Genomic DNA, 25178 nt, shown 5'->3' with positions numbered 1-25178 from the left:
TTTTTGTGTTTTCAATTATAAATGTTATTGTGAAAGTCCCTCTCCGACTATGAATAATCTGCACCATTATTTAATCAGTACATCACCCTATTATAATAATAAAAGAATTCAATCAAAAAAGGATGCCCCCTGTAAAATACAGGGGGCATCTATGTGTTTGAGCCAGGTAAAAGCAATTATTATGCTTTCACCATGATAGGCGATTAAACTTCAGGGAACAATGCTGTAGATAAGTAGCGTTCGCCTGTATCAGGGAGAATTACTACAATATTTTTGCCTTTATTTTCAGGGCGTTTTGCCAATTCTTGAGCCGCCCAAAGCGCAGCACCAGAGGAAATACCTACCAATACGCCTTCTGTGTGACCGAAAGCTTGAGATGTAGCAAAAGCATCCTCGTTAGAAACTTGGATTACTTCATCGTAAATGTTAGTATCCAATGTATCTGGAATGAAGCCAGCACCTAAGCCTTGGATTTTATGAGGGCCTGGTTTACCATTAGACAATACAGGAGAATCTGCTGGTTCTACGGCAACCACATGTACATCAGGGTTTTGTTCTTTCAAGTAGCGACCTGCACCTGTCAACGTACCGCCTGTACCAACACCAGACACGTAGATATCTACAGTACCATCAGTATCTTGCCAGATTTCAGGTCCAGTTGTTCTGTAATGAATTGCTGGATTAGCTTGATTTACGAATTGACCTGCTTCAATAGCACCGGCTGTAGCCGTTACGATTTCCTTAGCTTTTGCAATAGCGCCTTTCATGCCAAGAGAACCGTCAGTCAATACGAGTTGCGCGCCATAACCAAGCATTAATTTACGGCGTTCAATGGACATCGTTTCAGGCATTACGATTACAACTTTATAACCAAGCGCAGCACCTACAGCAGACAAGCCAATACCAGTATTACCAGATGTAGCTTCTACGATTGTGCCGCCTGGTTGTAATTCACCAGATTCAACTGCAGCTTGAATGATTGCTGCTGCGATACGGTCTTTTACGGAACCGCCTGGGTTGAAGTATTCCAATTTTGCGAAAATATTAGCGTTTGCACCATATTTTTTACCAAAACGTGTAGCAGCTAATAATGGTGTTTTACCGATTAATTCAACAAAAGATTTTGCAATTTTAGACATAGTGGTCACTCCTTATTAAATAGAACCATCCCAATTATCATATTTTGTATCAAGTTTAGCATAGGTCCCATCGATTACATCTTGAAGGGTTACGTTTTCTAAATAATCATGAATATAGTTTTGTAATCCTGCCCAGAAACCAACAGTCCGTTCGTTGATCACTGTATCAGTACTCACCCCTTCATCAAGGGTAGAGATGATAGCCATAGATTCCTCTGTAGCAAGCAAAATTTCAATAATTGTATATTCTTTAGGACTTTTAGATAAGCGATAGCCGCCATACTTACCGCGGATACTATCCACTAGTTTTGCAGCGCCTAAACGAGCTACGATACCTTCTAGGTATTTTTCAGATATGCCTTGTCGTTCTGCCACAGATCGCAAGGAGACAGGTTTATCTTGACCTTGCTCTGCCAAATCGATGAGGACCATCAATGCATACCGACCTTTTGTGGAAATCCTCATATATTTTGCCTTTCTTTGTAAACGTTAGTGTTAAACACACCCCATATTATAAAGTACTTATATTATATTTATAAAACCTTTCATATTAATAGGAATTAATTTCATTATAGACCACTCACTATAAAAATGCAAGAACTTATTTCCTACTTTTATAAAGGGATATTTACTCATTCTATATTTATTGAGTTTATCCTATATTTTAACTTAATAACTTGCCTCGTAGAAAGCTCAAGTTATAATACTTTTGTTAATTCGCAACACAACGAAGTAAGGATAATCTTATAACACAAAAGGACCAGCCCGAAGGCCAGTCCTTTTGCGTATAGTTTGTAGTTTGTTATATGAGGTTTACCATGATGAATTGGAGAGGGTTCATCTGGTATTGGGACTTACCGTATCGTCAGGAAAACGATGCGCGCCCGTGTTTATGTCATTTGAGGAGTTGTCTAGATTACTCTAGCATTTAAGTATAAGTTTCTTAATTAGATTTTACCTACAAGATCAAGACCTGGTTTCAAAGTATCTTTACCTGGTTTCCAACGTGCAGGGCACACTTGATCACCATGTTTAGCTACAAATTGAGCAGCTTGTACTTTGCGAACTAATTCTTCAGCGGAACGGCCGATACCCATATCATGAATTTCTGCTGTACGCACGAAGCCTTCTGGATCTACTACGAATGTACCACGGTAAGCCATAGCAGATTCTTCTTGGAATACATCGAAGAAATCAGCCAATTCATGTTTTTTGTCAGCCAACATGTAGTACTCGATTTTATTAATGCTTGGAGAAGCATCAGACCATGCTTTGTGAACGAATTCGGAGTCACAAGATACGGAGTAAACTTCGCAACCCAATTCTTTCAACTCTGCATAAGAATTTTGTACGTCTTCCAACTCAGTAGGGCATACGAATGTGAAGTCTGCTGGATAGAATACGAATACAGACCATTTACCCAACACGTCTGCAGTGCTAACTTTTACCAATTCAGGTTTTTTGAAAGCATCAAGTGTAAATTCAGGAAGTTGTTTACCAATAATAGACATGTTATGTCCTCCTTATTTGAGTTCCATATGTAACGAATATATTTACATTGGTGTACTTAACACCATATCTATATCTATCTTTGTCTATATAATAACAAATATCATTCAATATTGCAAGCGTTATTTTTAAATTTATCGATATATTTTTTCAACATTTTCGATGTAGGCAAAAAAAAGAAGAAAAATGCTCATTTCTGAGCATCTTTCTTCTTTTTACGTACTACAACAGACTTACTGTTCACAGTAGCGTGATCAAAAGCTATTAAACCCGCTATATTAGCAAGCCCTCTCCGTGCTATGTGACCAGTTGTAGATTGTTCTTTTCCCGATTTACCATATACAAACTGCTCTAGTTTGAGTGCAGCTAATATAAATAAACCTATAATAGATAAAATAGATTCCATCGCTTTAATCTATTTTTTTAGTTCTAAGATTGCATCTACGAAACCACGGAATAATGGATGTGCATTATTTGGACGAGATTTAAGTTCTGGATGTGCTTGTGTACCAATGAAGAATGGATGATTTTTTACTTCAATACTTTCAACGAGACGGCCATCTGGAGATGTACCAGAAATTACGAGGCCTGCATCAGTCAATTGTTGACGATATTCATTGTTGAACTCATAGCGATGGCGATGACGTTCATAAATCAAATCTTCTCCATAAGCCTCGTGAGTTTTCGTACCGGCTTCCACTTTGCATGGATAGATACCTAAACGCATTGTACCGCCTTTTTTATCTACATCAACTTGATCACTCATCAAGTCAATTACTTTGTACTTAGCATTTTCGTCGAATTCGCTAGAGGTTGCTCCTTCCATGCCACATACGTTACGAGCAAATTCCATAACTGCAGATTGCATGCCAAGGCATAGGCCGAGATATGGAATATTGTTTTCACGAGCATATTGGATTGTACGAATTTTACCTTCTACACCACGAGACCCAAATCCACCAGGTACGATGATACCTTCAACACCTTCAAATACCTCTTTAGGATCTACAGATGTATCATCAAGTTCTTCAGAGTCAATCCAACGAATATTCACTTTAGTACCCGTAGCAATACCAGCATGATCTAGAGCTTCAACTACGGATAAATACGCATCATGCAACGCTACATATTTACCAACGATAGCAACTGTAATATCTTTATTAGGATTCAAGATCTTATGAACCATTTCTTTCCATGCAGTCATATCACATGGACGATCTTCAAGACCTAACTTTTTGATAACAATATCGTCAAGACCTTGATCTTGCATCATCAATGGCACTTCATAGATAGAGCTACAAGTTTGATTTTCAATAACTGCTTCAGGTTCTACGTCGCAGAACAAAGCAAGTTTTTCTTTCATATCATCAGAGATATGTTTCTCACTACGACATACCAAAATATCTGGTTGAATCCCAATGCTACGCAATTCTTTTACACTATGTTGTGTAGGTTTTGTTTTCAACTCGCCAGCGGCATTGATGTAAGGCACCAACGTAACGTGAATGTAAAGTACATCGTTACGACCTACCTCTTTTTTCACCTGACGAATGGCTTCCATGAATGGCAAGCTTTCAATATCACCTACGGTACCACCAATTTCTGTAATAACTACATCAGCATTATCCTCTTTACCTACACGGTAAACATTTTGTTTAATTTCATTTGTAATATGTGGAATTACTTGTACAGTGCTACCTAGGTAATCACCTTTGCGTTCTTTATTGATTACAGACCAATATACTTTACCAGCTGTAATATTGGAACGTTTACTAAGGTTAATATCGATAAAGCGTTCATAATGGCCCAAATCAAGGTCAGTTTCGGCGCCGTCATCTGTTACAAATACTTCACCATGTTGGTAAGGGCTCATCGTACCCGGATCGATATTAATGTATGGGTCAAATTTTTGAATCGTTACATTGAAACCACGGTTTTTTAGTAAGCGACCCAAAGATGCTGCTGTAATTCCCTTCCCAAGAGAAGAAACAACGCCGCCAGTTACGAAAATATACTTAGTTGCCATGATGCCTCCCACCTATTACATTTTTTCCGGAGCGGAAATACCTAAAATACCCAAGCCTTGACGAAGAACGAGGGCAATCGCTGTAATTAATCCAAGACGAGCTTGTTGTAATGCTGGATCTACGCCAATGATACGACCTTGACGGTAGAATGAATGGAACATGCTTGCCAAATCGTATAAGTACCGAGCAATACGATGAGGTGCACGATGTTCAGCAGCTTGAACGACCTCTTCCGGATATTCAGCTAATTTCTTAATTAATTCTAATTCCATTTCACTTGTAAGTGTTGTGAAATCAGTTTCACTATAATCGCCAAATGCGATGCCAGCTTCACGCACTTGGTTGTATATACTGTGAATACGAGCATGAGCATATTGGATATAATACACTGGGTTGTCATTACTGCGAGATTTTGCCAAATTAATATCAAAATCAAGTTGGCTATCCAAGGAACGCATCAAGAAGAAGTAACGAGATGCATCTACACCAACTTCATCGATTAATTCATCTAATGTAACGCTATCACCGCTACGTTTAGACAATTTAACAAGTTGTCCGTCACGGAACAATACTACCATTTGTAATAGCAATACTGTTAATTTATCAGGGTCATAACCGAACGCCGCCATAGCCGCTTTTACACGGCATACATAACCATGGTGGTCAGCGCCCCAAATATCAATCATTTCTTTAAAGCCACGATCAAATTTATTACGATGATACGCAATATCTGCCGCCAAATATGTAGGAACCCCATTATCACGAATAACTACGCGGTCTTTATCATCACCATAATCAGTAGATTTTAACCATAAAGCACCGTTTTTTTCATAAACTTTGCCAAGGGCCTTTAATGCCTCTACGGAATGATGAATCTCATCCGTTTCATGAACTGTACGTTCAGAGAACCAATTATCAAAAGTAACGCGGAAGTTTCTTAATGTTTCCTCTAAGCGAGCTAATTTTTCTTTTAAGCCCTCTTCCTTAAACAAGGCTACACGATCTGCTTCGTTCATAGCATTTAATTTATCAAAGCCTTCGCGTTCTGCAATCGCTTTCGCTGTTTCAATAATATCTGGGCCACGATAGCCATTTTCAGGGAACACTAAAGCCCCTTCTGGAATATCGAACTCAGGCATAGAACCGTCTTCATTGCGTTTAGGTGGGAATACTAATGTAGCACCTTGTAACTCTTGGAAACGATACTCAATGGAAATAGCCATGTTGTCGATTTGATTACCTGCATCATTGATATAGTACTCGGATTGTACATTATAACCCGCTGCACGTAACAAGTTTACAAGAGCACTACCGTATGCAGCACCGCGACCATGACCAACATGCAATGGACCTGTTGGGTTTGCACTTACGTACTCTACTTGAATCGTATCGCGCGCACGCAATGGTTGAACACCATACTCAGTACCAGCATTCAAAATGGCTTTTAACGTATCGTACACCATATCAGATTTCAAAAAGAAATTAATAAAACCTGCGCCGGCAACCTCAGCACGTTCAAGCCAATCAAAATTCATATGACTAATCAAAGCTTCAGCAATAGCTCGAGGATTTTGACGAGCTACACGAGCGGATTGCATAGCGATGTTTGTAGAAAAATCACCGAATTCCTTTTGAGGTGGCACTTCGAGAACGATTTCTGGATATTCCCCAGCCGGCAAATCACCGCTGTTAATCGTATCTTGTAATGCCTGTTCAATCCCCGATTTCAGGATTTCCTTCATGTCCATGCTCTATATCCTCCCGCACGTCTATATCTAACTGATTATAAAATTGCCATTCACCTTCAACGGAAATATCATATCCTAAATGAACATGACCTACGCCATCATGAAAGTCTACTGTTAATTCATGAGTATTTACAGCCATATGTAAATCACCATATGGTGTTTCATATACGGCTTCACGTTCTTCACCACGGACGTATTGATGACGCATATTGACAGCCCCTGTTCGGAGCAACACGATAGAATCATCATGAATTTTAATGGTCGTCTTAACCCCATCCAATCCAGTCACACTAGATTCTTCATAACGCACATATTGAGCATTACCTTTTTCATGTGACGTACCTGGGGAAATCAGTTCCACTACGGTATCCTTGCCATCCATATCTCGTTGTACACTCTTTACGGACACTAGAACCCGCTTCATTTTCAACCTCCATGGTAGTAATTAATCATCATATTATACCATAATCAAGGACTATTTTGCACCCTTAATGAGTCCCAATTTCTTAGTCTTCGTCATCCGTTTAATAGCATATTCTCTGCGTTGTGCTTCTTGTTTTTGATGAAAGCTTTCAGAATATACCAAGGTCACAGGACGACGTCCTCGCGTATATTTTGCACCACCTGGGATATCTCCATTGTGAGCATCTATTCGACGTTTGAGATCTGTAGTCCATCCACAATACAAAGAATCATCTGCACATCGCACCAAGTACACATAGTGCCGTTCTTCAGACTTAGCATCCTTATTTGCCATTTTTCGCATCATCAGTGATTGGTTCCAATGTGATAGAATTGATAATTACTGGTTCAACTGGTTTATCATTGCGACCAGTCTTAACCTTGCCAATTTTTTCAACTACATCCATACCTTGTACTACAGTACCGAAGATGGTGTGTTTATTATCTAACCAATCCGTAGGTCCCAAGGTAATGAAAAATTGAGAGCCTCCTGTATTAGGGCCACGGTTTGCCATGGCAAGAACGCCCATTTTATTGAAATGTAAATCATTGGAGAATTCATCAGGAATTGTATAGCCCGGTCCACCGGCACCTGTGCCATCAGGATCTCCACCTTGAATCATAAAGCCTTCGATAACGCGGTGAAATGTTACACCATTGTAGAAGCCTTTTTTCACGAGATAATCAAAATTTTTGACCGTAATCGGCGCTTTAGACCCTAACAAACGAACCTTAAATTGACCATAGTTTGTATCAAAAATAGCATATTCATCTGCAATTGGCGCATTCGTAAAATTAGGCATCGCCACAGTTTCTGCTTTCACAGTATTACCTTGTGGTTGCTCCCCAGTTTTGGTACTACATGCTGTTGTACCAAGTACTGTAATCCCCAACATTGCGCATAAAGCCAAGCGTTTCCAGTTCATATGTCCCCCAAAATACTAATATTATATTTAACTAAATGTAGATTTAAAATTTACATAGAAAAACCGCTCAACCCATGAGCGGCTCTTTTTTAGTATATCATATTATGGCACTATTGAGATTAAAAATATAAAAAAATAATATAACAACAAAAAACAGAGCTTCAAAGGAGCTCTGTTTTTGTAGGCCTCAACTAATCACTTAGTTAATTCGATTATTTAGAGTCAAATTGGTCTGGAGTTGTATTATTATAAGACTCAATATAATTATTGAAATTCTCAATCATGTCGTTAAGATTGTTTTCATTTGCATCAGTAAGTACTTGACGAACAGAACCAACTACAGAGTTATAAGAGTTAACAAGCACTTCTCCACGATCATTATTTATGCTCTTAAGCAATGTTTGAATTTCATTAAGTTCTTTTTCTACAGCTTGTTTATCTGCATTTTTAGGAGCTTTTTCTACATTTTCTACAAGAGTAGTCAAGCGAAGCGTAGATTCCATTGCTGCTGCATAGCCTTTTTTACCGTCTTTTTTCAATTTTTCGATTTGTTTCTTAGTTTGTTCGGTGTTAGCTTTGTTAAGAGCATCATTGAACTTCGCATAAGCTGCATCAAATTTTTCTACTTGTGCTACATATTTAGCTGCTAGTTCTTTACCTTTAGCACCACCATCGTTCATGTAGGCTTTAGAATCATCATAAGCTTTCAAATCTTTGAATGTTGGTACTAATTCATTAAGAACATTTAATACATTATCGCGTTCTGTATCAACTTCTTTGAACGTAGAACCCTCTTTTTTAGATTGTTCCAAAGCTTCTTTTAAAGTATCATAGTGAGGTTGACGGCCAATAGCACCTTCTTGGAAACCACCCTTTAATTTAGCCAAACTGTCTGCATAGTTTTGACCCCAAGTAGCATTGTCACCATTGAAGCGATTTGTTGCATCAATAAGTGTATTAAGCTTAGCAGCTGCTTTCTCATCGCTACCGCCATCAACTACGGAGGATACTACGGAGCCAATGCCACCCGCTTTATCACTGCCGCAACCAGAAACAAATAAACCAGCTGTCAATGCTGCTACACAAAGTAAAGTTGAAAATAATCTGCGTTTATTGTTCATATCTTCTCTTCTCCTTTTAACACATGAATATTGAACTAAGCGCATTATACTAACTATACTACACCAATTCTGTAGCCACAGCTACAAAAACAAATCTTCATATAAGCTTCACCTAGTTTAGAGGAATTATCAATAATTAATCGATCCATTTAAAATGCTTACACGCATTATAAATACCATCTTTATCACAGTCTGTAGTAATATAATCAGCCTTTGCCTTTAATTCAGGGCGCGCATTACCCATAGCAATATTTAGCCACTCAGGCCTAAACATAGACAAATCATTATACCCATCACCAAATACAACAGCCTGATTTGGCTTCATTCCAAAGTGTTCAAGCATATTACGAATACCCAACGCCTTTTCCATAGGCTCATATAGAACACAGCCATCACCATAACGAATGAGCTTATGTGTCATATGCTCGATATCCTTCTCCTCTTCCTCTCCTTCCTTGAAAAACACATATATCTTATAAAATTCTTCAACACTATGAAAGTCAAAATTAGGGTCTACAGTTGTTTTAAATACATCCCAATTTGGATGCCACTCTAAAATTTCCTTATACGGCGTAATACGACCGAGTTTATTACGGTCAGTTACGGCCCAAGGAATATTATGTGATTCTAAATACTCTAAATATTTAATACATGCATCACGATCCATACCTATCATGGATACCAATTCATTATTAACAGTGATACTGTGACCACCATCTGCTACGAAATCAGTAAGGCCTGCTTGCTCTGCGAAACGCTTAGCATCCACTTGAATACGACCAGTTGCTAAGGCTACACGGTGACCACGACGCTTTAACTCATCTAAACTGTATTGAGCACTTTCAGGGATTTTACCTTCAGGCCATACAGCTAAGGTATTATCGATATCGAAAAAGAAAAACTTCTGCTCCACAGGCCCTCCTAATCACGTCCACTCATTAACTTAAATCGTTCTTTTTGCACTACATCTGGATATTTTTCACAATCCACATCGCTCACAAACATTTCTAAGGGACGTACATACATATCGCGCTCATCATACAGTTTCTGATATACTACAAACTTTTCACCCGTCTCAGAGTGAGTCGCTACATCTAGCACATAATAATACATGCCTTTAAAATGACGATATAAGCCACCCTTTACAATTTCTTGCATTTATAACCTCATCACATAACATACACAAATAGTTACAAACCATATTAATCAAGAGATTCCATATATTGAATAGCTTTAGTCAACATATCTGCTGTAATTTTATATGGAGATACATCAATATCATGAACAGATGTAGCCTTTTCAACAATTTGAGGAATATGCGATGCAGTAAGATCTAATTGTGAAAGTTTAGTAGGCCAACCTAATTCGCGATATACTGGCAACCACCGTTGTAACTCATCCATTTGTTGGTCAACGGTTAACAAAATAAGTAAGCCATAAGCTACTATTTCACCATGCAAATGATTTTCTTCTGTTTCTTTATTAGTAACACAGCCATAACATACAGCATGAGCCATGTTGCTATTATATGCCATAGGAACACAACCTGATACAACACCGGTAGTAAAGATAACAGTCATAGCAATGGTATCAAAGGCATCACTACGTTTATTAGCTTGACTATCTTTATAGGCTTGTATACCATGTGCTAAAATTGGTTCACTACACATAGAAGCTAGAGTAAGGCCTAACTGAGTATTATAGTCTTGCTCGCGATTGCGAGCAGAAAGATGAGTTTCATAGTGTTTTGCAATAGTATCTCCCATTCCTGCCCACAAGTAACGGCTTGGTGCTTCTACGAGAATATCAGCATCAATAAAGCAGTGCACAGGAGGATGATTTACAAAAGCTACGTCATCAAAAGTATGATCTGCCGTGTATACAGCTGCCACTTCTGACGTTGCCGCACAAGTAGATGCAATGGTTGGAATTGTAAAGAATGGTTTATCATCTAACTCTATAGCTACTACTTTTACTGTATCCATGGCCTTACCACCACCAACAGCAAACAAAAAGTCCGCATCTTTTACAGATGCCATTTGTGCAATTTCCTTGCCTCGAGCAAAAGTACACTCTCCACCAAAGTGGATAATATCTAGCACCTTAATCCCCGCTTTATCAAGCACGGGACGAATGTGTGGCAAAGCTTTAGAAAGAGCTGTTTCGCCACCGATGATAGCTACAGACTTGCCATATAATTTTGTAAACTTTGGAATAGCGTCAAATACATCATGACCTCCAAAACTATAACTAGGTAAACAATGAGTACTACGCATAAAATTTCCTTCCTTCTTTTATCATTTATATCCTTATTTATCCTTATTATAGAAACTTCTACACACAAAATCAATTTTATATGACAACAATCAAAACATAAAAAGGCTCTATACTCTCACAAAATGAAAGCATAGAGCCTTTATCTTTATTACTTATTATCGGAAGCAAGACCTTTATGGATAAGGCCTACAACGAAGCCTAATACCGCAAAGCTCACCCATCCCATACCAGCACTTTGGAATGGAATATATTGAGCAAAGAGCTGTTCCAAATCTGTAGGTGCAATACCTGCAGTTTCAAGACCAGTCATGAGGGCAGAGATCATTGTGAAAGCCATAGTCCATGCATATACGCAACGACGACCACCAAACACATTATGAAGAAGTGCCAACAAAATGATTACGATAGTCAACGGATACAAGAGCATCAACACAGGGATTGCTGCACTGATGATTGTTTTCAAGCCAAACATACTGAGGACAAACGCCGCTAGAGAGAAAATTACTACATATAATTTGTAGCTAATCTTTGGTGTCAGCTTGTGGAAATACGTACCGCAAGAAGTGATAAGGCCAATACTTGTAGACAAGCAAGCTAGCAGAACGATGATAGCCAAGATGATTTGACCGAACTCACCAAACAAATAGTTAGCACTTACGGACAATACAGGAGCCCCTGTCTCGAACAAACCAAAGCGTTCAACACTTGTAGCACCGATATTAGCGATAAATACATACACGATACCAAGAAGGCCTACCGCAATTGCACCTACCTCCATTACTGTTTTTGTAATCACAGCACGAGATGTAGCACCACTGAGGCGTACAAAATCGATTACAAGAATAGCAAATACTACGGAAGCTAAGGCATCCATTGTATTGTAGCCATCTAAGAAGCCTTGTAACACAGCCGTTGGTGCATCACCATATGCCGGTTGTGGTACCGCATACCCACCAAGTGGAGTAATAAAGGATTTAACAATCAACAACAAAATTACAAGTAGTAAAGCTGGTGTCAAAATATTACCGATACGGTTAACAAGTTTTTGCGGACTAATAGATAACCACAAAGAAATACCAAAGAATAATGCCAAGAAAATTGGTTCCATATTCATATTCATGCTTAAACCTTCAGCAAAAGGTTTAATTGCGATTTCATAAGCTACAGTACCAGTACGCGGCGTCGCAAACATTGGACCAATACTCAAGTATAAAGAAATTGTGTACAACAAGCCATAAATCGGATGCACACGACTTGCAAGTTCTTCAACATCTTTACAGGAAGAGTAACCCATAGCTGCAACCCCTAAGAGTGGAAGTCCTACACCAGTTAATACGAAACCGAGCAATGCCCAACCGACATTATCACCAGCTTGTTGACCTAAGGCCGCTGGGAAGATCAAGTTCCCTGCCCCAAAGAATAGAGCAAATAACATCATGCCTATAGCCAGATAAGCACGGGTCGACAGATTATCGTTACCATTCATAAATGTAACCCCCTTTAGGTTATATAAAAATAATATTACTATTATAATCTAAAGGGGCTTGGGTATACAAGAAAAATATCCTCACTATTCTATATCCGTATAGAGTTATTCCCATAAGTAACAGACTTTAACTTTTACTTATAGAAATAAGTAGATAAATTCCTATTTTACAGTAATCATTACAGACTATTAATTGGTCATTCACTACAAAAGATTTCTTATATGAACTTGTACATCATAAAAGGTGCTCCCCCATCCCTGATCGGTAGGACGAGCTGCGGTAAGCGCATTGATTGCCACGTGAGGATCACTCGATTGAGATTGCCACCATACACCTAGTGTTACCAATGTCCCTCTCTGTACTTCATCGTCGTAGTATGCTTTAATTTTTACACTGCCACGATCGTTATAGATTTCTACCTCAGCACCATCGTTTATGTTATACATTTTTGCATCTTCTGGATGGATGCGAAGTTTCATCAACTCAGGATCATTAAAGTCTAATTCGCAGAAGCTAGAGTCCAAAATTCGAATATCATTACCATTTATAAGCCAAAACGGTGCATTATCACCATATGGAGGCATATACCGAATTAATGGTTCTACATCCTGCGGATTATATAATTCAATTTTTCCAGACGGTGTTTTGAAATCCATCTTATAACTCTCAGGTACCGTCATCTCCACAGGCTCACCATTTAAAATCAACTCTTGGTCCCTCTTGGATATACGACTCGAAGTCCGCACAATTTGTTCAATAAGATCTTTTTCACTAAGGTCAAAAAAATCATCCTCCAACCCCATGCGTTTTGCTAACTCAGCAATAACTTGCCAGTTGGAACGAGATTCACCAATTGGCTCAATCAATTTGTAACCCGTCCCAATTGTGTAATGACCATAAGAATTATAAATATCATCATGCTCCACAGATGTTGTGGCTGGTAAAATAATATCAGCATACTTACAAGTATCCGTAAAGAAACGCTCATGTACCACAGTGAATAAGTCATCGCGCATCAACCCTCTACGTACAACATTCTGGTCAGGAGCTGTGATAGCCGGATTTGAAGAGAAGATATATAAACTATGAACTTTAGTTCCTTCAGGGTTTATAAGCATTTCACCCAGTTTAATCATAGGCATCAATCGTTTAGCTGGCGCATGAACATGAGCCTGTTGCATCACATCTTTGCCAATAAATTTACTACCACTAGCACTCGACAACAATCCACCCCCAGGATATTGCCATGCTCCAACCACAGCAGGCAAGGCATTAATAGCACGGCATGTCATAGCACCATTGCCATATCGAGATAGTCCACTGCCGAGACGAATAAACGGCGCTTTTGACTTTGCATAAGCATGAGCAAACTCAGTCATCCGCTCCACAGAAACACCGCAAATTTCAGCCGCTTTTCCCGGCGTAAAGTCAAGCAACACCTCTTTTACCAACTCATCGTAGCCTTGGACATGCTTCTTAATAAAATCTATATCTGCCAAGCCATCACGATGAATGATATGGAGCATCCCTAAAGCTAGTGCCCCATCACTTCCTGGTTTAACGTAAATATGTTCATGAGCTTGGCTAAAAGTATAAGTTTTATGAGTGTCGATAATCCAAACGCGAGCCCCCTTCTTTTTCGCAATGTTCACATCATGTAAAATATGAACATCTGTGGCTGTCGCATTTATCCCCCACAAGACGATAAGATCACTATGTTGCGCCTCTTGTGGTTTAATCGCTAAGGTATCACCGTAAACAGAACGGAACCCCGCTTGTTTAGCAGGAGAGCAAATACCTCGATCTTGGTCTGTAGCACCAATACAACGGAAAAAATAATCTGCTGCAGGACTCTGAATAACCCCCATTGTTCCTGCATAAGAGTAACGCAAAATACTTTCACTGCCATAAGTATCAATAGTTTCTTTGAAATTATTGACAATTGCATCAAGGGCTTCATCCCAACTAATACGAGTGTACTGATCTTCACCAATTCCCTTTTTACCGACACGCTTCATAGGGGACTTCAAGCGCAATGGAGAATGGATTACCTTTTCATAATGTGCCATCTTAGGGCATAGTGTACCTCTTGTGAAAGCATGTGCTCTATCCCCTCGAACAGATATTACTTTATTATTATCGACTGATACAATGAGACCGCATGCATCGGGACAATCGTAAGGGCATACAGATTTATATTCTTTCATAATAAGCACCTCGCTTATAAATTGTATAAACTATAGGATGTATATTTATATTATATTATAGTATGACTCGTATAAGTATAACCTTTTGCACATCTTCTGAATTAAAAAGGTTTTAGAAATGATTATTTTATGTATATCAATGCATTCGATTATCACATTACATTTATGACCTCATCATTTATTTTGATATATATAGTTAGACATTTCAAGTTTTATCGATATCTATCCATTATCATTCTTGTCCAATGCCTAAACAGATATACTAATAAGTTCTATAAAAATACCAAAATTCTTCAAAAAAATCATGTAATCATTACTAAAAGTCATAACCATATAGTTTTAGGTATAATCAGACATTTTAATAGTGTCGTATAGATTATGTGACAAAAATCACCGGTACGTATGCGTATTTAGTAATGTCGTTCAGACTGTAAGACTATTCAATCTCACTTGTTTCTGTGCTATACTGACAGTGTCATTTGAGAGGATATAGAACTCACAAGAAATCATTTTGAATTCATGGTTATCTAATGTGAAGTAGCTATATCAGGTACATATTTTCTGAAAAGAGGTTTTAACGATGGCAGACGCAAAAAACACTGTGTTATTCCCTTATGAAACACTAAAAAAATTGAGCATGGACGCTTTCCAAAAATTTGGTTTCTCCGAAAAAGAAGCTGACATCATCCAAGACGTACTTTTGACTTCTGACTTGTTCGGTATTCAAAGCCATGGTATGCAACGTATGGTTCGTTACCATAAAGGTATCACTAATGGCTTGATTAAAATCGACGCTAAACCTGAAATCGTAAAAGAAACTCCAATTTCTGCAGTTATCGACGGTCATGACGGCATGGGTCAATTATTGGGTCATAAAGCTATGGAAATGGCTATCGAAAAAGCTAAAAAATCCGGTGTTGGTATCGTATCCGTACGTAACTCCAACCACTACGGTATCGCCGGTTACTATGCTAAAATGGCATCCGACCAAGGCTTAATCGGTTTCTCTTGTACAAACTCCGAAGCAATCATGGTTCCTACATATGCTCGTAAAGCTATGCTTGGTTCTAACCCTATCGCTTGGACTGTACCAGCTGATCCTGTTGACTTCTTCTTCGATTGCTCCACTACAGTAGTAACTCGTGGTAAACTTGAAATGTACAATAAAATGGGCAAAGCTACTCCAGATGGTTGGGCTGTTAATAAAGACGGCGTTCCTTCCACTGATGCAGCTGAAGTATTGGGCAACATCTCCCGTCATGAAGGCGGCGGTATCCTTCCTTTAGGTGGTGCTACAGAAGTTCTTGGGGGCCACAAAGGTTATGGTAACGGCATGATTGCTGAATTATTCTCCTCTATCTTGTCCCAAGGTGGTACTTCCAACAAATGTATGGTTGGTGGTAAATCCAATATCTGCCACGGCTTCATGGCTATCAACCCTGAATTCTTCGGTGACCCTGCGGAAATCAAAAAACACTTCTCCCAATTCTTACAAGAATTACGTGAAGCACCTAAAGCTCAAGGTCAAGATCGTATCTATACTCATGGCGAAAAAGAACATGAATCCGTTGAAAAAGTTAAAGCTGAAGGCATCCCTGTACTTAACGGTACAATGCTTGAAGTTCAAGACCTTTGCAATGAATTAGGTCTAGACTTCAAATCCTACTTCGGCGATTATGTACCAGAAGCTCCTGCTACAATGTTCAAAGGTAACTACTAATACCTAAACTTAGTAATGGCCCTAACAAGGACTTGTAGTTAGTACAGAAGGGGACATAAACACTGTTTATGTCCCCTCTCTTATGTTTTTAACCTCATAGGCTATGAGGTTAAAAAATTTTATGTACTATATCAATTTTTATGATAAGTATATCTGTTATTTTATTGTAAGCTTTTATTTTAACTGAACTTTTACAAATTAACATCATAGCGATTTATTCATCAATTAAATTGATTAAACTACGTCGTCCTGTTGAGCATATATTTTTGTTTTACTTGAAAGGATGATCTTAGAAATGAGTGCTATCACCGTTCTATTAGCGCTATCTCCAATCATTTGGTTGATTGTAGCGTTATCCATCTTGAAATTACCTGCATGGCAAGCAACAAGTGTTGCTGCGATTGGTTCTTTCATTATCGCTATTACAGCATTCCAAGCTGACCCATTTATTATGGTCACTGGTGCCCTTGAAGGTGCCGCATTGGCAATCTGGCCAATCCTATTAGTTATTACAGCTGCTATCTTCGTTTATAACTTGGTAGTACATACGAAAGCAATGGAAACTATTAAAACCATGCTTTCTTCTGTAACATCTGATACTCGTGTACTTGCATTACTACTTGCATGGGGCTTTGGTGCCTTCATGGAAGGTATGGCTGGCTTCGGTACTGCCGTTGCAATTCCTGCAGCTATGATGGTTGCCGTAGGTTTTGACCCACTTAAATCTATCATCGCATGTCTCGTTGCAAACTCCGTACCAACAACATTTGGTTCTATCGGGATTCCAACAACTACATTGGCATCCTTAACAAACCTTGATCCAAGCCATTTAGGTACATTCATTTCCGTACAATTGTTCTTGCTTAACCTTATCGCTCCATTCTTTGTTGTTATGATTATTGGTGGCGGTATTAAAGCGTTAAAAGGCGTATTCCTTGTAACATTACTTTCTGGTTTAGCATTAGCAGTTCCTGAAACTGTAATCAACGCTGTAATGGGTCCAGAATTATCCGTAATTTCTGCATCCATCGTTATCATGGCAGTTATCATTGGTTGTGCAAAAATCATGCCTCCTAATGATCCTAAATACGCAGTTAAACAAACTGGCGAAGTCCCTAAAGTTTCTGGTGGCGAAGGCCTTGTAGCTGCAATGCCATTCATCTTAATCTTCGTATTATTGTTATTAACTTCTAAATTGTTCCCTGCAATTAATGGTCCTCTTGCGTCCATTAAAACATCTGTACCTATTTATCAAGGTGCTGGTGCAAAACCTTACACATTCGTATGGATTGCAACTCCTGGTATTATGATTTTTATCGCTGGTATTGTTGGTGGTTTCATCCAAAAAGCAAAAGCTGGCGAAATCTTCGGTACATTGGGTAGCACAGTTAAAAACTTGAAATTCACATACCTTACAATCATCACAGTTGTTATGACAGCTAAATTGATGACTTACTCTGGTATGACTGCAGATATTGCAAAAGCAATGGTTGCTGGTACAGGTACATTGTACCCTCTATTCGCACCTATCGTAGGTGCGTTAGGTGCCTTCTTGACTGGTTCTGGTACAAACTCCAACGTATTGTTTGGCCCACTCCAAATTGCCGCAGCTCAAGGCTTAGATCCTACAAACTTCGAAGACCTTGGCTTCTGGTTGGCAGCAGTTAACTCCGGTGCAGCTGGTATCGGCAAAATGTTGTCCCCTCAATCCATCGCGATTTCTATTGGTGCCGTAGGACCTGCTTTGAAAGCATACCTAGAAAATCACAAAGAAATCAGCTCTGAAGAAGCTCATAAACTAGAACATGAAATCGAAGCAAGTGTTATCATGAACAGTGCATTCAAATACTTTATTGTATTCATCGTAATGCATGGTTGTATATCCTTCTTCGGTCAACATTTCATTCATGAAATTCATCATTTCTTCTTCTAAGAATTAGTGAAACAAAAAAGAACAGCTCATTACGAGCTGTTCTTTTTTGTTGCCACATATGAGAATACTACATATAACATGGTTTAATGATATTGCTTCTACAGATGAAACCGTAGCTGTCCCGATTACTACTATTGCAGCTAACACAAAACCTTTTAGTTAATATTTCATATAATTCTCCCATCGCCAATAAACACATTGATATTTTTAGATATAATTAATATACTAATTGTAATCTATAAATAGAGATATAGCAAACTCAATATTTCATATAGATATTTTTTCTCAATCATGGTAAAATACATCGTATCAAATAGAAAAAATTAAATGCAGTCTGCGAAGTGCGATTCGCAGACTTTTATTTTTCTCACTTTAGTATAGGAGGGTTTTATGACTCAAGAAAATTCTGCTAAGGTCTCTTTCATCTTAGTAGTATTCCTTGGTCTGTTGACAGCCATCACACCACTTGCAACAGATTTATATTTACCAGCATTACCAATTATGCCTAGTGAACTAAATACATCTGCATCAAATATTCAAATGACCATTGGTGTGATGACTTTTGGTGTTGCATTAGGTCAATTATTTGGAGGTCCTATTAGTGATACTATGGGCCGCAAGTTGCCTCTTATAACAGGCAACTTACTTTGCGTTATCTCTAGCATAATCTGTGCTTATGCACCAAGCATTGAAATACTTTTACTAGGACGCTTTCTACAAGGTTTAACAGGATCTGTGGGCGTTGTAATTGCTAAGGCCATCGCTCGAGATTTTGCATTTGGTCAAGAATTGACTAAACTCTTTGCATTGCTCATGATGGTTAACGGTTTGGCGCCAGTAATCGCTCCGCTCATCGGAGGTCAATTATTACTATTCACTACATGGCGCGTTATCTTCGTTATTTTAGCAATATTTTCTGCTATTCTATTAGTGGGATCTCTTCTCTTCCGTGAAAGCTTACCTAAAGAAAAACGCGTTACAGGTGGCGTTGCAACTGCTACAAAGAACTACATTACGCTTATTAAAGATAAGCGATTCCTTGGGCAAACACTAATCCAATTCTTTGCTTTTGGTGGATTCTTTGCGTATATCTCAGGTTCATCCTTTGTATACCAAAACATCTTCCAACTATCTGCACAAGAATTTAGCTATCTCTTTGGTATCAATAGCTGTGGTATTATCTTAGCTAGTGCCATAAGCGCTAGATTAAGTAATGTAATCACAGTTCGACAATTACTAACATTTGCCCTCTGGCAACTAACAATCGGCTCCTTGCTATTCTTAATAGCTATGCTTTTCGAATGGCCACTTATTCCTGTAACGGCCATTCTATTCTTTACCGTATGTACAGTATCCCTATTTGGCTCTGCCTCTTTCTCTATGGCAATGGCTAAATACGGTAAAACGGCTGGAAGTGCCTCTGCAGTACTTGGCTTTGCTAGCATGTTCTCTGCAGGAATCGTATCTCCATTAGTTGGTATTGGTGGGGAATATACAGGGATTCCCATGGGGACTACAATGCTAGTATGTTCAGCGCTTTCCTTATTGTGCCTATATGGTTTGGTAGAAAAAGATTAATCTCTTTTACACATTTGTATAAGCCCCACAATGGGGCCCGACTACAACAGAATAATATTAGTATATAAATAAGATACCCCTTTCCTTGCTCAGTACTTCGTAAAATCGCTTCGTAAAGGGGTATCTTATTTATATTAACACTACCTGTGAAGGCGTCCCATTGCGGGACTTTACAAGCATATTTCAAAATAGATTAATTCTTTAACTCTACAAACACCTAGGCATAATAACGAAAACCACCTACACAACTGATTGTAGGAGAAAGGAGATGTGCCATAGGCACATCTCCACATTTCTCCCCCTCCTCTATCCAGTTATATTTTCAATGGGACATCTTCATAGCGAGCGTTTATAGAAAAAAACACAGCCCTCTCTCTTCTTTTTCCGTTAGATGTATTGCGAATTTTTTGTGAATAATGAGATAAAAAAACGATGGAGCTATTAGATATACAGTAGATTGAATCATTTACATTTTATAATGGGACATCTTCATAATTAGCGTATATAGAAAAGAATACAGCCCTCTCTGCAGCGATTTTACGGAACGTAGTAACGTACTGAGCCAAGAGAGGGCTGTATTTTTTCTATACTAGTAATATGCAGTTGTATTCGGGCCCCATTATAAAATGTAAGGGACCTTATCACTTATTTACAGTAGCTCCATCGAGTTACACAACTATTAGTTTAGCAAAAATTCGCAATACACTAACTACTTACTCGAACATTGTCGATAGTAGTAGTTTCAATCGGTTTGCTTGGTTAACCGCACTGGATCCTGGATCGTAGTCGATAGCTGCGATTCGCACGTCTGGGTAGGCAGCGGATAGTGTTTTCACCATGCCTTTACCTGTTACGTGGTTTGGTAAGCAGCCAAATGGTTGTAAGCATACAATTTGCTTAGCTCCTTTTTCGATAAGGTCAATCATATCTCCTGTGAGGAACCAGCCTTCACCACATTGGTTACCAAGTCCGATGAATTGGGCTGCTTCTTTTGCTACTTCTGTCATACGTTGTAGCGGGTCAAAGTGTTTTGACGCTGCTACGGCTTTTGCATATGGCAAGCGGTAGAGCTCAAGGGCTTCACGAGCCAATGTACCAAAGAAGCCAGATAGCCATGTACCATCAAGGTGCTTAGCACGGTATGTGCTATCCATTGCACAATACAAGAAGAAATCTAGCAAGCCAGATGTAACGACTTCGCCGCCTTCCTTTTCGATAAGCTCATTAATATGATTGTTAGCACTTGGATGGAATTTAACATAAATTTCCCCTACGACACCAACACGAGGTTTTTGTACATCTTTATTAATTGGTAAGTTATCAAAATCATGGATGATTTCTTTGATGTACTTATTATATTGTCGAAGACTGGCAGATGTAATATTATCACGTAATTTTTTAATCCAATAATCACATAATGCATCGGTAGAACCAGGATTTGTCTCGTATGGCCGTGTGGCAAGAACACATTGCATGAGCGCATCACCGTATACAACGGCTTGAATCATGCGATGTAAAAAGCCTTTTGTCAACTTAAAGCCTGGTTGACGTTCCATATCACTCGCATTGAGAGATAGGATTGGTACTTGTTTCATACCTGCATCAATCAATGCTTTACGTAAGTAACCGATGTAGTTTGTAGCACGACAACCACCACCAGTTTGAGAGATGATAACAGCCGTCTTATCTACATCATATTTACCGGATAACAGTGCGGACATGAGCTGTCCTACAACGATAATCGCTGGGTAACATGCATCATTATTGATATATTTCAAGCCCACTTCAATATCGTCACGTGTTGGAGCTGGCAACATTTCAAAATTGTAACCTTCATGTTGAAGAACAGGCTCCAAAAGACTAAAATGCAATGGTGACATTTGTGGCACCAAGATTTTATAAGTCTTACGCATTTCTTCTGTGAAGACAACGCGATTGTAATCGTAAGTTGGTAATTTTTCTATCACTATTTCTTCCGGCGCCTCAGGATTATGATGACGACGCAAGCTACGTTCCATTACAGATTGCAAGGAACGCAAACGGATTGTCACGGCTCCAAGGTTTGTACCTTCATCGATTTTGAGCAAGGTATGGATTTTGTGATTTGCTGAAAGTATATCTTTTACCTGATCTGCTACGATGGAATCGAGGCCACAACCAAAGGAGTTAAGCTCTACAATTTGGAATCCTTCAGTTCTACTTACGAATTCAGCGGCACGATATAGGCGACTATGGTAGGACCATTGGTCTACAACACGTAAATGCTTGATTTCATTGCCTAATGGTGCAACGCCATCTTCTGTAAGAACAGCCATACCAAGAGATGTGATAAGTTCAGGAATACCGTGGTTAATACCGGAGTCCAAATGATATGGACGGCCAGCCAATACGATTGTCGGAATTTGTTCTGCCACTAGGCGAGACACAGTTTTCTTTGTCGTTTCACGGTAAGACGCTTTACAGTTTTCCTGCTCTTCCCAAGCGAGGTCTACAGCCTTAGCAATATCCTTCTTCTTTAAGCCTAAGAAATCCAATGCTTTCACAAGGGCCGGAACAAGGGATTTTTTATCAGCTAGCGGCAAGAATGGTGCGTGGAACGGAGTATCGCCCAATACCTCTTGCATATTATTTTTGATAAGTTCTGGATAGGAAATAACCATTGGACAATGGTAATTATTGTCGCGGCTAAATTCCTTAGGGCCATGTTGAATACAAGGGTACCAAATAAAGTCTACCTGTGCATTCGCTAAATCGCGAATGTGACCATGAACAGCTTTTGCTGGATAGCAAGCCGTATCGGATGGAATCGTATCGATAGCCTTATTGTATTGATCCTTAGTCGTATAATCTGAAAGGATTACTTCATAACCCAAGCTATTGAAGAATGTAAACCAGAATGGGAAGTCCTCATACATGTTGAGAACGCGAGGAATCCCTACACGCATTTTACCTTCAAACTCTGGAATGTTTTTCTTCAAGTAGTAATCAAAGTAACGACGTAATTTTACATCTACCAAGTTAGGAACTGGTTTACGTTTCTCTTGAATCATATCGCCAGCACCGCGATCACAACGGTTACCCGTTACGTACGTACGACCATCGGAGAAGGCATTAATAGTAAGCATGCAGTTATTTGGGCAAAGGCCACAATTGCGCATTGTCGTAGATACTTGTAAAGAATTAAGGCCTTCACTATCTAGCAATGTACTTTCACCCTTTTGCAACTCTTCCGCCGTTTCCGCGGCAAGAAGAGCCATACCATATGCCCCCATCAAACCAGATACATCAGGGCGAATCACCTCTACGCCCATCAATTTCTCAAAGGCACGCAAAACAGATTCGTTATAGAACGTACCACCTTGTACAACGATATGATCGCCTAATTCTTTAGGGTCTTTCACCTTGAGAACCTTATAAAGGGCATTTTTAATTACAGAATAAGCAAGACCTGCCGCGATATCTTGTACCGTAGCACCTTCTTTTTGAGCCTGCTTAACCTTAGAGTTCATAAATACGGTACAACGAGAGCCTAAGTCGATTGGCATAGGTGCCAATAACCCTTCTTTTGCGAATTGATCGATTGGAATTCGTAGACCAGATGCAAATGTATCAATGAAAGAGCCGCAACCAGATGAGCAAGCTTCGTTCAACACGATATCTTCGATATACCCATCACGAACCTTACAGCATTTCATATCTTGACCGCCAATATCCAAAATAAAGGATACCTCAGGGCAGAAGAATCGAGCCGCACGATAATGAGCCATCGTTTCTACTTCGCCTATATCGATGCCGAGGGCGCGTTTAAGAAAGGCCTCACCGTAGCCAGTTACACCAGAGTGTGCAATATAAGCACCTTTAGGCAATAATGTATAAATCTGCTCGATAATTTCACGAGATTTTTCTAATGGTTTACCATGGTTAGGACCATAGTGGGAGAAGATAATTTCCTTATTGCTATTAATGAGTACTACCTTTAACGTAGTAGAACCAGCATCAATACCAAGATAGCAAGGACCTTGAGCATCCTCAATATTCGCCTTTGGCGTTACCGCCTTAGCGTGACGAGCACGAAATTCTTCTAATTCTTGTTCATTCTTAAATAGTGGATCAACACGGTCTGTAGCTTCCATAGGAATACCGATAAGTGCACCGATTTCCTTTGTCAATTGACCGACAGTGATCTCACGGCACTCATCTTTCATCAATGCCGCCCCTAAAGCAATGAACAACTCACCATTCTCAGGGATAATGCGATGCGCTTCATCCAACTCTAAAGTATCGCAGAAGCATTGGCGCAACTCGGATAAGAATGTCAATGGACCGCCAAGGAATGCTACATTACCTTCGATTTTATGTCCGCATGCAAGGCCAGCAATCGTTTGGTTTACAATTGCTTGGAATACGGATTTTGCAATGTTTTCATGAGATGCGCCTTGATTTAACAAAGCTTGTACGTCCGTTTTAGCAAATACGCCACAACGTGCCGCAATTGGATAAATCGTATCAGCATTCATGGCTAATTGGTTGAGACCAGATGCATCTGTCTGCAATAAGGTCGCCATTTGGTCGATAAAAGCACCCGTACCACCAGCACAGGAACCATTCATACGGTGTTCCGCAGTTTGACCTAAATACGTAACCTTCGCATCTTCACCACCAAGTTCGATGATAACGTCTGTCTCTGGATAGAGGGCTTTTACAGCTCGCGTTTCAGCAATCACCTCTTGTACGAATGGGATGCGCACCTTTTCGGCCATAGCCATCCCACCAGAACCAGTAATACATACATGAACAAGAGCGTCTTCATGACCAACTTGAGCCTCTTGTAACAAGGTATATACTGTGTCCAATATGTTTGCATAATGGCGTATGTACTTTTTATACAAATAATTATCGTGTTCGTCCAATAATACAACTTTAACCGTTGTAGACCCCACGTCAATCCCCATGCGTAGCATGTGCTGCATAAATACCTCTCTTTTTAACGACCGTATGACCACCTAAGTGACCATACTTATTTTTGTGAAAGTCTCACATGTAA

General features: G+C 39.3%; 19 protein-coding genes. 3 read left to right on the top strand and 16 right to left on the bottom strand.

Annotated features, from left to right (window positions below; genetic code table 11):
- Positions 1 to 203: 203 nt before the first annotated feature.
- The 15 genes from cysK to ACMKPP_RS02055 all read right to left on the bottom strand — a co-directional run bounded on the left by cysK (position 204) and on the right by ACMKPP_RS02055 (position 14903).
- On the bottom strand, positions 204 to 1139 hold the full coding sequence (gene cysK, locus ACMKPP_RS02125) for a cysteine synthase A (protein WP_012864824.1): 936 nt from the start codon (positions 1137 to 1139) through the stop codon (positions 204 to 206).
- A 15-nt stretch (positions 1140 to 1154) separates the two neighbouring features.
- Entirely contained in the window at positions 1155 to 1604 is a 450-nt protein-coding gene (locus ACMKPP_RS02120) for an RrF2 family transcriptional regulator (RefSeq protein ID WP_004695020.1), read from the bottom strand.
- 482 nt (positions 1605 to 2086) lie between these two features.
- Entirely contained in the window at positions 2087 to 2650 is a 564-nt protein-coding gene (gene ahpC, locus ACMKPP_RS02115) for an alkyl hydroperoxide reductase subunit C (RefSeq protein ID WP_004695016.1), read from the bottom strand.
- 188 nt (positions 2651 to 2838) lie between these two features.
- A complete protein-coding gene (locus ACMKPP_RS02110; RefSeq protein ID WP_060919048.1) occupies positions 2839 to 3054 on the bottom strand; it encodes a hypothetical protein in 216 nt (71 codons plus the stop codon).
- A gap of 9 nt (positions 3055 to 3063) precedes the next feature.
- A complete protein-coding gene (locus ACMKPP_RS02105) occupies positions 3064 to 4674 on the bottom strand; it encodes a CTP synthase (RefSeq protein WP_004695015.1) in 1611 nt (536 codons plus the stop codon).
- 15 nt (positions 4675 to 4689) lie between these two features.
- Positions 4690 to 6423: an arginine--tRNA ligase gene (gene argS, locus ACMKPP_RS02100; protein WP_418369245.1), complete on the bottom strand. Its 1734-nt coding sequence runs from the start codon at positions 6421 to 6423 to the stop codon at positions 4690 to 4692.
- Positions 6389 to 6847: a YwiB family protein gene (locus tag ACMKPP_RS02095; protein WP_004695011.1), complete on the bottom strand. Its 459-nt coding sequence runs from the start codon at positions 6845 to 6847 to the stop codon at positions 6389 to 6391. Before ACMKPP_RS02095 ends, argS begins: the two co-directional genes overlap by 35 nt.
- A 51-nt stretch (positions 6848 to 6898) precedes the next feature.
- Positions 6899 to 7180, bottom strand: coding sequence for a GIY-YIG nuclease family protein (locus tag ACMKPP_RS02090; protein ID WP_105087148.1), 282 nt, complete (start codon positions 7178 to 7180; stop codon positions 6899 to 6901).
- Positions 7170 to 7811, bottom strand: a complete 642-nt coding sequence (locus ACMKPP_RS02085; protein ID WP_303929730.1) for a peptidylprolyl isomerase — start codon at positions 7809 to 7811, stop codon at positions 7170 to 7172. Before ACMKPP_RS02085 ends, ACMKPP_RS02090 begins: the two co-directional genes overlap by 11 nt.
- Before the next feature lie 212 nt (positions 7812 to 8023).
- A complete protein-coding gene (locus ACMKPP_RS02080) occupies positions 8024 to 8932 on the bottom strand; it encodes a DUF3829 domain-containing protein (protein WP_038125684.1) in 909 nt (302 codons plus the stop codon).
- A gap of 136 nt (positions 8933 to 9068) precedes the next feature.
- The gene (locus ACMKPP_RS02075; RefSeq protein ID WP_004695003.1) at positions 9069 to 9845 is read right to left on the bottom strand and encodes an HAD family hydrolase; all 777 of its coding nucleotides are present in this window, start codon (positions 9843 to 9845) and stop codon (positions 9069 to 9071) included.
- Positions 9846 to 9853: 8 nt separating this feature from the next.
- Positions 9854 to 10090, bottom strand: coding sequence for a DUF1653 domain-containing protein (locus ACMKPP_RS02070; protein ID WP_021148568.1), 237 nt, complete (start codon positions 10088 to 10090; stop codon positions 9854 to 9856).
- A 44-nt stretch (positions 10091 to 10134) separates the two neighbouring features.
- Entirely contained in the window at positions 10135 to 11208 is a 1074-nt protein-coding gene (locus tag ACMKPP_RS02065; protein ID WP_004694993.1) for an iron-containing alcohol dehydrogenase family protein, read from the bottom strand.
- 149 nt (positions 11209 to 11357) lie between these two features.
- Positions 11358 to 12695 (bottom strand): branched-chain amino acid transport system II carrier protein, encoded by a 1338-nt coding sequence (gene brnQ / locus ACMKPP_RS02060; protein WP_418369244.1) that lies wholly within the window; start codon positions 12693 to 12695, stop codon positions 11358 to 11360.
- A 204-nt stretch (positions 12696 to 12899) separates the two neighbouring features.
- A complete protein-coding gene (locus ACMKPP_RS02055; RefSeq protein ID WP_021148570.1) occupies positions 12900 to 14903 on the bottom strand; it encodes a molybdopterin-containing oxidoreductase family protein in 2004 nt (667 codons plus the stop codon).
- A 580-nt stretch (positions 14904 to 15483) separates the two neighbouring features.
- On the opposite strand from ACMKPP_RS02055, the gene ACMKPP_RS02050 reads away from it, so the two are divergent.
- From ACMKPP_RS02050 to ACMKPP_RS02040, 3 genes are all read left to right on the top strand, one after another.
- Positions 15484 to 16623 (top strand): Ldh family oxidoreductase, encoded by a 1140-nt coding sequence (locus ACMKPP_RS02050; RefSeq protein ID WP_004698291.1) that lies wholly within the window; start codon positions 15484 to 15486, stop codon positions 16621 to 16623.
- Positions 16624 to 16918: 295 nt separating this feature from the next.
- Positions 16919 to 18556, top strand: a complete 1638-nt coding sequence (locus tag ACMKPP_RS02045) for an L-lactate permease (RefSeq protein ID WP_077707655.1) — start codon at positions 16919 to 16921, stop codon at positions 18554 to 18556.
- Between the two features lie 390 nt (positions 18557 to 18946).
- Positions 18947 to 20134, top strand: coding sequence for a multidrug effflux MFS transporter (locus tag ACMKPP_RS02040; RefSeq protein WP_418369243.1), 1188 nt, complete (start codon positions 18947 to 18949; stop codon positions 20132 to 20134).
- A 713-nt stretch (positions 20135 to 20847) separates the two neighbouring features.
- Here ACMKPP_RS02040 and ACMKPP_RS02035 read toward each other — a convergent pair.
- A complete protein-coding gene (locus ACMKPP_RS02035; RefSeq protein WP_418369242.1) occupies positions 20848 to 25104 on the bottom strand; it encodes an acyl-CoA dehydratase activase-related protein in 4257 nt (1418 codons plus the stop codon).
- Between the last annotated feature and the right edge of the window lie 74 nt (positions 25105 to 25178).

This window comes from Veillonella parvula (assembly GCF_048309325.1).
Lineage (GTDB): Bacteria > Bacillota > Negativicutes > Veillonellales > Veillonellaceae > Veillonella > Veillonella parvula_T.
This window is presented reverse-complemented; position numbering and strand designations above follow the sequence as displayed.